This window comes from Tunicatimonas pelagia (assembly GCF_030506325.1).
In the GTDB taxonomy this organism is placed as follows: domain Bacteria; phylum Bacteroidota; class Bacteroidia; order Cytophagales; family Cyclobacteriaceae; genus Tunicatimonas; species Tunicatimonas pelagia.
On sequence record NZ_CP120683.1, the window covers coordinates 4,449,888 to 4,462,634 of the forward strand.

Annotated in this window: 9 protein-coding genes; 5 read left to right on the forward strand and 4 right to left on the reverse strand. The window is 46.0% G+C overall.

All coding sequences use genetic code 11. The features are described 5' to 3' along the window. Positions 1-5: 5 nt before the first annotated feature. Positions 6-758 (forward strand): hypothetical protein, encoded by a 753-nt coding sequence (locus tag P0M28_RS19110; protein WP_302204293.1) that lies wholly within the window; start codon positions 6-8, stop codon positions 756-758. Between the two features lie 83 nt (positions 759-841). Here the strand turns inward: P0M28_RS19110 and P0M28_RS19115 are convergent, their stop codons facing one another. Beyond that, positions 842-1,714, reverse strand: coding sequence for a diacylglycerol/lipid kinase family protein (locus P0M28_RS19115; protein WP_302204294.1), 873 nt, complete (start codon positions 1,712-1,714; stop codon positions 842-844). A gap of 36 nt (positions 1,715-1,750) precedes the next feature. On the opposite strand from P0M28_RS19115, the gene P0M28_RS19120 reads away from it, so the two are divergent. Beyond that, positions 1,751-2,719, forward strand: coding sequence for an App1 family protein phosphatidate phosphatase (locus P0M28_RS19120; RefSeq protein ID WP_302204295.1), 969 nt, complete (start codon positions 1,751-1,753; stop codon positions 2,717-2,719). Between the two features lies 1 nt (position 2,720). Here P0M28_RS19120 and P0M28_RS19125 read toward each other — a convergent pair whose 3' ends face one another. Genes P0M28_RS19125 through P0M28_RS19135 form a run of 3 tightly spaced genes read right to left on the reverse strand, consistent with a single transcriptional unit; the run spans position 2,721 to position 8,354 of the window. Then, positions 2,721-3,605: a phytanoyl-CoA dioxygenase family protein gene (locus tag P0M28_RS19125; RefSeq protein ID WP_302204296.1), complete on the reverse strand. Its 885-nt coding sequence runs from the start codon at positions 3,603-3,605 to the stop codon at positions 2,721-2,723. A 47-nt stretch (positions 3,606-3,652) separates the two neighbouring features. Then, positions 3,653-5,098, reverse strand: a complete 1,446-nt coding sequence (locus P0M28_RS19130) for a DUF1501 domain-containing protein (RefSeq protein ID WP_302204298.1) — start codon at positions 5,096-5,098, stop codon at positions 3,653-3,655. A gap of 4 nt (positions 5,099-5,102) precedes the next feature. After that, a complete protein-coding gene (locus P0M28_RS19135) occupies positions 5,103-8,354 on the reverse strand; it encodes a DUF1553 domain-containing protein (protein ID WP_302204299.1) in 3,252 nt (1,083 codons plus the stop codon). A gap of 162 nt (positions 8,355-8,516) precedes the next feature. Here P0M28_RS19135 and P0M28_RS19140 point away from each other — a divergent pair, with 162 nt between their 5' ends. From P0M28_RS19140 to P0M28_RS19150, 3 genes are all read left to right on the forward strand, one after another. After that, entirely contained in the window at positions 8,517-9,407 is an 891-nt protein-coding gene (locus P0M28_RS19140; protein ID WP_302204300.1) for a helix-turn-helix transcriptional regulator, read from the forward strand. A 278-nt stretch (positions 9,408-9,685) separates the two neighbouring features. Beyond that, entirely contained in the window at positions 9,686-10,078 is a 393-nt protein-coding gene (locus P0M28_RS19145; RefSeq protein ID WP_302204302.1) for a hypothetical protein, read from the forward strand. Between the two features lie 68 nt (positions 10,079-10,146). Further along, on the forward strand, positions 10,147-12,747 hold the full coding sequence (locus P0M28_RS19150; RefSeq protein ID WP_302204303.1) for a DUF4132 domain-containing protein: 2,601 nt from the start codon (positions 10,147-10,149) through the stop codon (positions 12,745-12,747).

Here is a 12,747-nt window from a genome sequence, read left to right on the forward strand (position 1 = left end):
TTGCTATGAACCGAAAAAGAATTCTACTGTGCCGAAACCAGACTGAAGGCCTTGACCCTCTGCTAGGTTTTACCTCTTATTATTTCAACTCGAACAATAACATATTGGTAGATCTACGATTGAAGTCAAGTCCACTACTGTCGGAGGAAGTATCATCTACCGCCATTATTAGCCCTACACGCAGGCGCACTCGTTCGGTGGTAAGTCAAGCAACAAGATCTAAAAGTTCAATTCGAGGCTACGAGGCTACTTTTAGAGACATTCGGCGAGAGTCACTGTTCTCAGACGTACTGGTGATAGATGAATCTTATTATCACCAGCTCTACGATGAATATGGTACCAAAAAGTCAGCCTACTCATCCTTGTTTTCTTGCCCGGTTTTGGTTATTCCTACAGCGGAGGATCGAGTAGAGCAAGTTATTTTAGTAGACGATGGCGAACCTAGCACCTATCAGCAAATTAAGCGAATGGCCTGTTTTCTGCCTAGGCTTTGTTTAGCCACTCCTACCACTTTACTTATTGCTCGCTCGTCAGATAAGTATGTGTCTGCCCAGGAAGAAAAGCTCTGGATAGAATACTTAAAATTGCACTTTGCCCACCTAGCAGTTTACCGAGTCGATCACCAATCTATGCATATGCTACCAGTTATGGTAGACTACAGCAAAAATGCGTTACTAATAAGCCCAGCCAAGATGCCCTCAGCTTCCTTGTACCAAGCATTGGCTCCCATAACGCAGTTTAAGCTTATTGTTAATTAGAGCGTTTGAGCTGAAGGTTTCTCCAACTGCAACGGATGAAGTACGCGGAAGGTCGGTAAATGTGGGCGTAAGGTATATTATCTTCAAACGGCTATCTGCAAATGGTTAGGTAAAACGTAGGCTTCTACTTGGTCTACCTCACCGTAGTATTCCCCATCTATTTGAAACGGAATCGCCTGCTTGCAGCGTATCTTAACGCGAGTGGTAGCAACAAACTCCATAAAGTCAGCATCGGGTTCGTTTTCAGGCTGAAGAGTTTGGGCAATATCAATCACATCAAACTTTTTAAAGATTAAAACCTCAAATTTACCATCGTTGATCTTTCCATCGGGGTTTACCCGGGCTCCGGTGCCATAGTGCGAGGCATTAGCTATTCCTAACAGAATACCTTCTTGATGTATCGTTCCTTCATCGGTGGTTATCTCAAATGAGAAGGGCATTTTGCTGTTTATTAAGGTCGGAACCGCCTGGAGTGCGTAGCCTATTTTCCCCCGAATCTGGCCGTTTTCGTAGTTTTTAATCAGCTCAGCATTAAGACCTAAGTCGGCTATGTGCAGACAAAGATCATTGTCAATGCAAATGGCATCTATTTCTTGCAGCCTATCGCCTAAGGCGGTTTCAATGGCTTCGTCCAGTATTTCACTAATTCCCAAGTTATGCGCCAGACCATTAGCCGAGCCGGTGGGCAGAATACCAAGTGGAATGTTCTGGTCGCGCAAGGTTTCGGCTAACATTTTAATAGTACCATCGCCCCCTGCTACCAAAACCCGATGGGCCTCAAAGGAGTTAAGTAGTTCAGTAATCTTTTCCACGTCGCCCTTGCCGGTGGTATGGTACTTTTTAAGGTGGATGTTTTTCTGAGCCACACGGCTTTCTATTTTTTGAATGAGGTCGCCTTTATCAGTATTGCCAGAGATAGGGTTAACGACTAGTAATATGTTACTAAGTTGGTTCATAGTAAGTAAAAAATATTCACCTAACGATTAATAGCATTGAAAGAAATACAACTAAAGCTGTATCGCGGCTACGCCAACGACCAAGAGGTGATTGTCTTCGGTCATATTTTCCGCTCTCATACACCTACTACTTCTACAATGGAGAACGGCAAACTCAGCTACGCCTTGGCGATGATCCGTATGTTTCGTCTTAACCCCTTAAACAACGTAAAAGTTACGTTTGAGCTTAACGATTGGGAAGTTTCTTCTAAAACGACGAAGGACGGATATTTTCGGTTCAATCTCCCACTCAAAGAATCACTACCCAGCGGTTGGCATCCGTTTAAAATTTGTTGTCAAATAGATGGGCACCAGCTAGAAGAGCAGGGAGAGTTATTGAAACCCTATCCAAGTCAGCTTGGAATTATTTCGGATATTGACGATACCTTCTTGATCTCTTACAGCAATAAGGTTTTCAAAAAACTATACGTCATGTTGTTTCGCAATGTGAACCGCCGTAAAATCTTTGATGACGTAGTAGACCATTATCGAGCGTTGAGTAAAGCCGGACAAGATAGTGCAGAAGCGTCCAATGCTTTTTTTTATGTATCCAGTAGTGAATGGAATCTTTATTCGTTCATCACTCGCTTTGCGGAGATTCATCATCTACCCAAGGCTGTGATTAAACTGAAGAAAATTAAAACGAGTTTAACTGATTTTCTGATGACCGGCCGGGGTAACCACGATCATAAATTCATCAAGATTAAAGATATTATCACCTTTTACCCTCATCTGGATTACGTGCTATTGGGTGATGACTCTCAGCACGATCCTTATCTGTACGAGCGGGTGAGCAAGCATTTTCCACTGAATGTACGAGCCATCTACATTCGCCAAACGGGGCATCGCCCCAAGAAAAAGGTAGAGAAAGTGCTTGCTAACATTCAAGATTTAGACGTAGCAACTTGCTACTTCAAAAATAGCCAAGAGGCTATTGCTCACTCTAAAAAAATTGGAATCGTTTAAATTACGCTCGATAGAGCAAAGGAAAGAATTGGCTTTGCATCTTTTCCCCTTTCCTGACCGGAGGTACCCCGGCTAGTAATTCCTCGTCAGTATCTGACTGGGTGCCGTCGGCGAATACGTTCAGCACAAACGCTCGCCGAGATCTTTCCGAATGGTTAGCGTAGGAGCCATGTACTGTCAGTGGATGGTGGAACGAGCCATGACCTCGCTTCATCTCTATCGGCACTGGCTTAAATTCACCTTTCTGTTCTTCCGTGAGGTAATCCATCAAGCCCTCCATATCTCCGGCCAGCTCGGGTTTATCTAGTAGGCCCCAGCGATGACTACCCGGCACATAATATAAGCAACCGTTTTCAGTAGAAGCATCGTCCAGCCCTACCCAGCAGGTGAGATGTTGCATCGGAATGGTGCGGGTCCAGTAGGAATAATCCTGGTGCCAAGCTACCACTCCCCCGTGGCGGGCGGGCTTACAGAACAATTGATCGTGCCAGAAGCGCACTGAGTTGTTACCTAGCAATTGACTGGCGGTCATAACAAAAGCTGGGTTCCACAAAATATCGTGAAAACCTGGTTTGATTCGCCAGTGACCCAACGAATGAAACAGCGTGGTATTTGGGTCGGCCGATTCGTTAGAATGAAACTCGTAAAATAGCGAGTGCCCCGGATGATTGGGGTCGGTAAGCTCTTCCAGTTCATCCCTAAGCGCATCTACTTGCCAATCTTCTAGCAGTTTGATATTAGATAAATAGCCATTTTCCTGAAAGAACGCTACCTGCTCATCGCTCAACCGATACTGTTCCCACTCTTCGGGAGTTTGAGGCTGGTTGAATAGATCAGATACTAAATGGTGAACGTTAGATAGGTCTTGAACAGTAGTGGCTGGCATAGCATTGATTATTTATCAAGTTGAAGATACCAATACTTCCTAAGAAATCAAGCCAAAATATCTTTCACCACGTGTCCGTGAACGTCCGTTAGGCGATAACGTCGTCCCTGATGCTTAAAAGTAAGCTGTTCGTGGTCAATACCCATTAAGTGCAGTAGGGTAGCCTGGAAATCGTGGACATGAACGCCGTTGCTGGCTACGTTGTAGCTAAATTCATCGGTTTCGCCGTAGACCATTCCGGGTTTTACCCCAGCACCCGCCATCCACATGGTAAAGCAACCCGGATGGTGATCGCGCCCGTAGTTATCTTTGGTCAACCGCCCCTGCGAGAAGCTGGTTCGCCCAAATTCTCCTCCCCACACAACTAGGGTGTCTTCTAATAAACCACGCTGCTTTAAATCTTTAATTAATCCGGCGGTAGCCTGATCGGTACTTAACGCCTGACGTTTGATACCTTTCGGAAGTTCGCCATGTTGATCCCAGCCCATGTGGTAGAGCTGAATGAATTTCACATCTCGTTCGGCTAGTCGGCGCGCCAGAAGGCAGTTAGCGGCGTAGGTGCCGGGTTTACGCGCATCCTCTCCGTACAATTCGTAAACGTGATCGGGTTCCTTGCCTACTTCCACTGCTTCAGGTACCGAGGTTTGCATCCGATACGCCATTTCGTACTGAGTAATCTTGGAGTGGATCTCCGGGTCGCCCCATAGACCGTACTGATGCTCGTTCATCTCCTTAATGTAATCCAGTGCTCGGCGACGATCGTCTTGATGCACTCCGTAGGGATTGTTGAGATAAAGAACCGGGTCTTTACCCGAGCGAAACTGTACACCTTGGTGGTGAGAAGCCAAAAAACCATTGCCCCAGGCAGCCGAACTCAGCGGTTGGGCTCCGCCTCCCTTAGAAATAAGAACAATAAAGTGAGGCAGATTTTCATTATCTGAACCCAAACCGTAGCTTAGCCAGGAACCAATGCTGGGACGACCACTAAGCTGAGAACCCGTTTGCACAAACATGACCGCTGGCTCGTGATTAATGGCTTCGGTGTACATAGATTTGATAATGCACATCTCATCTACCACTTGCGAAGTGTACGGAAATAACTCACTCACCCAAGCTCCCGACTGACCGTACTGCTTAAAATCGTAGATTGATTTTACCAACGGAAAGGTAGACTGTCCAGTAACCATTCCCGAATTACGCTGAGTGCCTTTTACCGAATCGGGAATCTCCTGTCCGTGCCACTTGGCTAATTCTGGTTTATAGTCGAAAGTCTCAATTTGAGATGGTCCACCACTTTGAAACAGGTAGATCACCCGTTTGGCTTTCGCTGGAAAATGTGGCCCGGGAATGATGCCGCCGGAGGTAGCTGATTTAGCTAATGCGTCAGCGGGGTTTAATAAGTTTCCTAACGCTAGAGCACCAAACCCTAAGCTACCTTGCTTCAAAAAATCTCGGCGGGATTGCCGTTGTTGTATGCGCTTTATTTCTTCCATAATGCTATTGTCGGGTATACGCCTCGTTAGTATTCATAATAGCGTTAGAAACCGTAGCCAACGCTGCCACCTGAACGTTAGGTAAGGACTGGTTTCGCTCGTACTCTCCTATGCTCAAATAAGCCTGGGCATCCTGCGGATCATCTTCAAATCGGTTAACTTCCTTTTGGTAAAACTCCGTAAGCATACTCATTTCCTGCTCGTCGGGACTTCGTCCGGTAATTAGCCGGAATGCTTGCTCCAGTTGTTGGGTTGAGCCTTGCTGGTTCTTCTCGATCAATCGTTCGGCTAACACACGGGAGGCTTCTAAGTACTGAGGGGCATTTAGTAAAACCAAGGCTTGCAACGGAGTACTAGTGGTACGTCGACGTACCGTACAAACGCCGCGTTCGGGAGCATCAAAAATTAGCATGGACGGTGGCGGAGCTGTTCTCTTCCAAATAGTGTATAAGCTACGTCGGTATAGTCCGTCACCTGGTTCTTGTAAGTACTGATAGCGCCAACCTTTGTTGCTTAGCTCATCCCACAATCCGGCGGGTTGGTAAGGGTAGACGCTGGTGCCACCAATGGTATCTACCAATAGCCCACTAATTGCCAAAGCATTGTCGCGGATCATCTCGGCCGAAAGACGGAAGCGAGGACCTCGTGCCAGTAGTACGTTTTCTTTATCCATCTCAGCTAACTCAGGAGTGACGACCGAACTTTGACGGTAGGTTGATGACATCACTATCTGCTTGTGTAATGCTTTAGTATCCCAACCCGATTCCACAAAGGTGACCGCTAACCAGTCCAGTAGTTCTGGGTGAGAAGGCAAATCGCCCTGATTACCGAAGTCTTCAGCACTTTTAACTAGCCCCTGTCCAAAGTGCATTTGCCAGATACGATTTACGTACACCCGGGCAGTGAGCGGATTTTCTTCATCAAACAGCCACTTGGTAAGTCCCAGGCGATTTTTGGGAAACTCCTCATCGTAAGATAGTACCGCTTCGGGTATACCCGGTTCTACTTCGGTAGAGCGGGCATCGTATAACCCTCGATCCAAAATATAAGTGGGGCGAGGTTCTTCTAAGTCCCCCATTACCATAATCTCAGGGATCTCATTTACCACAGTGTTAATCCTCACTCGGTGTTGGTGCAAACTATCTCGCAGCATTTCGGCTTGCTCGTCTAACTGCGCCCAGTAGTATTCCTGCACAAGCGACTCTTCTTGATTTATCGCCTCCGTAGCATCATCAGGACTGTGCGAGTACAATACTTCCAGCCTGGTGAGTGCTCGATCGTACACTTTGATCTCATCAATACCGCCATTCTTGAAGGGAATAATGTGGGTTCGTTGTCCTAAAGTAAATCCATTAAAACCGTAAGTATGGATATTAGGCTCGTAGAGAATACCTTTGTACAGATTGTCTTGGTCAATACTGGCTGAAACAGGTTGTCCGTTTATGTAGAGATTAACTCCTTCCGCCTGACTGGAACCATCGTAAGTAATTGTTACCTGTGACCATTCTTTGGCGGGCAATGCCTCCTGAGTGGTGAGCTGAATGCTGTTGTAAGGCCAAGAGTGAGCCATGATAAATTGCAAGCGATTATCGGTCAGGTGAAGCGAGTAACCTTTGTAACCCAGCCGTAAATCTTCGCAGTGGTAGAACACTCCTATTTCTTTATAAGTCGTATCAGGATGTAGCCAAAGTGAGACAGAGAACGGCTCAGTGCGTTCGTACCAACCTACTTTTTCGCCTAGTTGTACGGAGTTATAATCACTGATGAAAAAAGCGTTTCCTTTTTTTCCTTCCTTGATGATAGGTTCTTTCAAAGTAGCGGGTTTACTTCTATCAACTAGGTTAGGCGAAGTGAATGCATCATCGTTGGGCTGAATCTGATCAAACGGATAGTGGGCTACTAAACCCTGATTAATTCGTCGCCGCAAGCCAGCTTTGGTGAGCTTAGTATTTGCTTTCCAGTTTTGGTACTGCTCGTCAGGCGATGTTTTTCGTTGATCCAATTTGGTCTCGAAGTGCTCAATTTTCTGGCTGACGAATTGAATGATGTCTTCTTGTTCTTCATTGCTAAGCAGTAACGAGGGACCAGGGGTTTGGTCAGGCCCATATACCGGAGTGCCGATCTCGCGGGTACTGTTAAAAAAACCTGAAACTTCGTAGAAGTCCTGCTGACTAATGGGGTCGTACTTGTGATCGTGGCAGCGGGCGCATTCCAGCGAAAGCCCCATAAAAACCTGCCCAACTGTTCCCACCCGGTCGGCAATATACTCCTGTCGGTATTCTTCAAATACAATGCCCGCCTCAGAGTTTTTCTTATGCAGACGGTTGAAGGCAGTAGCCAGAATACTTTCCTGCGTAGGATTGGGAATAAGGTCACCCGCCAATTGCCAGGTAGCAAACTGATTGTAAGGCATATTTTCGTTGAAGACTTTAATTACCCAATCGCGCCAGGGTGAAAAGTTCCGGTGCTTATCGTCTAGGTAGCCGTCGCTATCGGCGTAGCGGGCAGCATCCATCCAGTTGGCTGCCATTCGTTCTCCGTAAGCGGGTGATTGCAGTAGTCGGTCAACTACTTTTTCGTAGGAATCAGGCGAGTCGTCAGCCAGAAAATGGTCAATTTCTTCTAGCGTCGGTGGCAATCCAGTCAGGTCGAAGCTTAACCGTCGGATGAGTGTTTCTTTATCTGCTTTCTGAGATGGAGTAAGCTTCTCCCGCTCTAATCGAGCCAGCACAAAATGATCGATGGGGGAGCTAGGCCATTCTTCATTCTCAATAGTCGGTAGCTCCGGTTTCTCTGGTTTGATAAATGCCCAATGCGGTTTATAGTCGGCTCCCTGCTCAATCCACTTGGTAAGAATAGCTTTTTCCTCTATCGTAAGTTGTAGGTGAGATTCGGGAGGAGGCATTACAAAGTCGGGATCATCGGAAATGATACGGTGATAAACTGCACTTTTTCCCAGTTTGCCTGGTACAATCGCGTGTCCTTCGCCCGATGCCAAGGCAGCAAATGCTGCTTTGGGAGTATCTAGTCGTAAATCAGCTTCTTGATTTTCCTTGTCGGGGCCGTGGCAGGCGTAGCAACGGTCGGAAAGAATAGGTTTGACGTGAAAATTAAAATCAACTACATCTGGTAGTTTCCTCTCAGCCTCTACAATCTGCGCTGGCTTGTCCGCACCGCAGCGAACGAACAGCATCGCGAACAAGCCGAATGTGAGAAATAATAGTGGAGTATATAAACGTAGTTTGAGTAAGTGCATAGTCTTTCTTTCACCCTTGCAAAAAACGGGGTTACGCTAATATAATAAACTCTGATGGCAGATGGTAGGTTGAAAAAACCGTTTTATTAACTGTTAACAGAACGAACCTTTCATTTTACCTATTTGGTTGATTGGTTTTAGCTATTTTATGATATTGCAAGGGTGAATGAGCAACAACGCCTACTCCGATTACTCAAGCTGATTGCCCTGCTATCTTCCCCCTTGCGACGGACGGTGCGGCAGTATGCTGACCTACTGGAAGTAAATAAAACTACTATTTACCGCTACTTTCGCACGATTGAGGAAGCGGGCTACGCGCTGCTGTTAGACGATCAAAACCAATACTACTTAGATCGGAGTACAGTTCGCAGTCGTCATCCTGAATTACACTTTAGTGAAGAAGAGGCACAAGTACTGGGCGACTTAGTGCGGAGCTACGACTCGCCTATTCAGCAGGATTTGCTCAACAAGATTTACACGCACTCTACTTTAACCGAACTGGCTGATAGCCTAGCCGATGCTCAGCAATCGGTGCGTTACCGCATTCTCAAAGAAGCTATTCGGGAAGAACGGCAGGTAATTTTGCGGCAATACGTCTCCATGAATAGCCAGCAAATTGGTGACCGCCGGGTAGAGCCCATCGGCTTTCTGCATCGGGATACTTTGGTGGAAGCGTATGATGTGGAGAAAAAAGCAATGCGCCACTTTCGGATCGAACGAATTGCCGAAGTAAAGCGTTGCCAAACCTACTTCCAGCATAAAGGTGAGCACCGTCATAGTCAGACCGACCCTTTCCGGGTGGCTAACTTACAGTCTGTTGACGTTACCGTAAAACTTACTCCCACCGCTGCTCAGCAAATGAAGGAGCTATACCCGGCTACCGAGCCCTATTTACAGCAGCAAGGTGATTCAACCATTTTTTCAGCACCTGTCAATCGTGAATTCAAACTAATTGATCGCTTGCTTTTGAGCTTATGCGATGAAGTGCAAGTTGTATCCCCACCCCAGCTCCGCGAGCATTTGCAGACTTTCTGGAAGCGTAATACTATCTGAGGAGACCGGAGACCGGAGACCGGAGACCGGAGACCGGAGACCGGAGACCGGAGACCGGAGACCGGAGACCGGAATTTCAAGATTGAAAGCTAGAGGTCAAAATGATAGTAGATTTTTTTTGATTATGCTTCCTAGTATCATCCAATACGATACTCGAGTTCCTTAATTTCGGATTCCGGTTTCCCGTCTCCGGTCTCCATAAAAAGTTTTTTTCCAGTTGCAGAGGGTGCAACTCCGGGGTCGTATTCTTGTCATAGATTGATTTAACAGAACATATTATGCAGAAATTAACAATTTATGACCGCACATTTTTCGGAGAGCAGGTAGGAGAGGTTCAGATTATTGTAGGTAACAAAGTCACTACCGTGCGAGAGATTATCAACGCTCGGGTAGAAGCAGAAGTAAGTAGCTACAACCAACGCCAAGCCCATTATTTTCAGGGGTTAGTGCAGCCTACCGGAGCCGAGCAAACTCTTAACGGTTTTCGGCTTAAGAGATGTCAAAAAATTGACCCTGAACAGCATACCTATTTAGCGCTAGATAGCTTTCTGAAAAACCAGTACTTCGTTCTGATTGACGACGTACAGGCTGAATCGCTCGACCAGGAAGTTACCCTTCATTCCGAAACCAAGATTAGCTTTTTAAAACTGACTCCTTTAGTCGGCGGATAATTTTATAGAACACTGATAGACAGAGCTTTCTTCATTATCCACTATCCATTTTCAATTAAAAAAAAATCATGGCAATACAGACTTTACGTAAGATATTCTTTGGTAACTTTATACTTAAAGGCCACTCAGAACTACAATCATTACTGAATCAGATAGATCAGGAAAAGCGGACGAAGACTGATTACGGGTGGATGTGGATAGACCGAGATCTTTCAGAAACCTCTACTTATCAGCAGATAAAGGCGAAAAACCCGGCTGAGAAGCGAGAGTTAGTATTAGAACTAGTGGCTATGCTGCCTAAGCTGAAAAGCCGACTGGCCCGACGGAGCTCTTATAGATCTAGTGATCCGGATATTAGCTTGGAAAGGATGGGAAGTCTACTGCTAGAACGGCTTATCCGGCAGAAATTAGATTTACGGGAAGATGATTTTATCTTTCTACTTAATACCTACGCTAACGTTCCAGACCGAGCCTACTATCACTTGAATTGTTGGCCGGTAGGGTATACTGTAAAACAGTTAGAACGTTTCGCATCTAACAATCTACTCAGCCCTGACTTTCAAGCTTTCCTTACTCAATATATTCAGCAAGCGGATTTTGACCAAAAGCGGTACTACTGGGGGTCTAACTTACCGCAAGTTAAACTAAAGATAGAAACATTATTGCATCGAGCTCGAAGCGGTAATGCCACAGTTCCTCCATTAGTATTGAGCGAACAAGACAGCTTTGGGAGGTTAGTCAACCAATCGGTAAACAGCCTTTCTGGCAAAATGCGTCCCCACTATTACGAACTACTTCACTTGGCGGCGACGGCTTCGGGTGCTAAGCCTACCAAAAAATATAGTAAAGCGATAGAGAAAATTGTGGAAGCAACCGGGGCAATTCACCTTCGGGAGACAGTAAGAACGTGGCTGGCTTTTTTGATTAGCATGGATAATATTGAAGAAGAATATCATCAGACTTGGCAAAACCGAACATATACTTACACTACCCATATTTTTCTTCAGCACCAGAACGCTACCATTGCCAAAGGGCTGGTTTGGTCATTAGTACAAGTTAGCAATCCGATAACGTTGGTGACGATTGGGCAATTGGCTGAGCGGGCTTTTCGGAAGATACCGGGAGTCGGGGCAACGGCGATGGCGTTAGGTAATGCCTGCCTTTATCTGCTGGCGCATTCTGAAGGTACCGAAGGAGTAGCCTACCTTTCAGGCTTGAAGACTAAAATGTCACAAAATAATATCCGCCAACGGATACAGCAGTGTATTGAACAGAAATCAGTGCAGTTGGGAATTAGTCCGCATGAAGTAGAGGAAATGGTGGTGCCTCATTACGACCTTACAGCGGGTAGAAAAGAGATTATATTCGATGATTATACACTAGAGGTTTCTATTCAGGGCATTGGTAAGATTAACCAAGTTTGGCGGAAGTCTGATGGTTCAACGCAAAAATCAGTACCCAGTTTTGTGAAGCAATCTACAGTGCATCAGTCCCGCCTAACTGCCGTCCGGGCTGAAATCAAGGAAATCAAAAAGAATTTGACAACGCAGCGAGACCGGATTGATCGATCGTATGTGCAGAACCGGAGTTGGGCTTACGAAAAATTCTGCCAGTACTACCTTCACCACGGGTTAGTGGGTTGGCTAGCCCAACGACTTATTTGGTCATTTGAACTTGGCGAACAAACTATTCCGGCTATCTGGCGCAATAACCATTGGGAAGATGTGGATGGGAATCCATTGAACGGAATCAATGATATTACTCGGGTTACTCTTTGGCACCCAATTCAATCTAAAACGGAGGAGGTATTGGCGTGGCGTGAGCGACTGGAGCATTTAGAGATACAGCAGCCTCTGAAGCAGGCTTACCGAGAGATTTACTTGCTAACCGATGCTGAAGTAAATACCCGCTTCTACAGCAACCGGATGGCGGCGCATATTCTGAAGCAACACCAACTTAATGCCCTGGCGGGAGTTAGAGGTTGGAAGTACAGTTTAATGGGAGCTTTTGACGACGGGCGCGACCGGGCTGAAGTAGCTATTAATCTACCAGATCATAACCTGCAAGCTTCTTTCTGGATTAACGAAATGCTGAGTGAAGAGGCCATGAACGATACGGGAATCTGGCTTTACGTGGCTACCGATCAGGTACGCTTCACCCAAGATGATAAAGTGCTCAATCTCATTGATGTTCCTCCTTTGATCTTTTCCGAGATTATGCGGGATGTGGATTTATTCGTGGGGGTAACCAGCGTAGGTAATGATCCGCAGTGGCAAGACAATGGAGGTACTCCTCAGTTTCGCGAGTACTGGACAACCTATTCATTTGGTAACCTGAGTGAGGTAGCCAAAACCCGTAAGGCAGTTTTGGAGAAAGTATTACCTCGGTTGAAGATCAGTAAAGTAGCCAGCATTGATGGGAAGTTCTTGAAGGTAAAAGGAACGTATAAGACCTACAAAATTCACATTGGTAGCACCAATATTTTGATGGAGCCTAACGATCAGTATCTGTGCATTGTCCCGTCGCGTGGTTCGGCTTCCAGTGCTGATAAGTTGTTTTTACCCTTTGAAGGTGACCGAGGCTTCGCGATTTTACTCAGTAAGGCATTTTTACTAGCTGAAGATCATAAGATTACCGATCCGACGATCCTCAGCCAGTTAGGAAAATAA

Excerpts from the sequence above, each read along its gene's own strand:
- P0M28_RS19110 (WP_302204293.1), top strand. The coding sequence starts at position 6 with ATGAACCGAAAAAGAATTCTACTGTGCCGAAACCAGACTGAAGGCCTT.
- P0M28_RS19115 (WP_302204294.1), bottom strand. The coding sequence starts at position 1,714 with ATGAACCAACTTAGTAACATATTACTAGTCGTTAACCCTATCTCTGGC.
- P0M28_RS19125 (WP_302204296.1), bottom strand. The coding sequence starts at position 3,605 with ATGCCAGCCACTACTGTTCAAGACCTATCTAACGTTCACCATTTAGTA.
- P0M28_RS19130 (WP_302204298.1), bottom strand. The coding sequence starts at position 5,098 with ATGGAAGAAATAAAGCGCATACAACAACGGCAATCCCGCCGAGATTTT.
- P0M28_RS19135 (WP_302204299.1), bottom strand. The coding sequence starts at position 8,354 with ATGCACTTACTCAAACTACGTTTATATACTCCACTATTATTTCTCACA.
- P0M28_RS19145 (WP_302204302.1), top strand. The coding sequence starts at position 9,686 with ATGCAGAAATTAACAATTTATGACCGCACATTTTTCGGAGAGCAGGTA.
- P0M28_RS19150 (WP_302204303.1), top strand. The coding sequence starts at position 10,147 with ATGGCAATACAGACTTTACGTAAGATATTCTTTGGTAACTTTATACTT.